At 39.3% G+C, this 377-nt stretch carries 1 protein-coding gene; it reads right to left on the bottom strand.

The features are described 5' to 3' along the window. The coding region (locus tag E1140_RS21120; RefSeq protein WP_185153304.1) for a hypothetical protein at window positions 1-377 on the bottom strand (377 nt) is incomplete at both ends.

Genomic DNA, 377 nt, shown 5'->3' with positions numbered 1-377 from the left:
TGATTCATTAATAATTTCAGCAGGTCCCGTTGAGCCACTACCTACTTTACACATCACTACATTATCGCTAGCATCATAAAGGGTTATGCTTGCATACCTCAAACTGCCAGGTGTTACTTTTGCTGAAAAAAACTCGGTATCAGCTTGAAACTTAAACCAAACGTCATTGTAGTTTGACCCATCACATGATGTACTGTAAACACCAGTGGCATTAATATTTGTATAGGTATTGGCCCCGCTACACCAATTATCTTTGGCATCAATCAACTCTGCTCCTAACTGGTAATCATAAGGTGCTTGATCATTCACGCATAGCGTAAAGGTGCCTTTATAACCAGAACTGCTATTAGAACTACCTACTGACAAGTAATACCAAT

Origin of the sequence: Fulvivirga lutimaris, assembly GCF_009711525.1 — a bacterium.
Lineage (GTDB): Bacteria > Bacteroidota > Bacteroidia > Cytophagales > Cyclobacteriaceae > Fulvivirga > Fulvivirga lutimaris.
The sequence above is the reverse complement of the archived record's forward strand: the minus strand, read 5'-3'. Positions and strand labels throughout refer to the sequence as shown.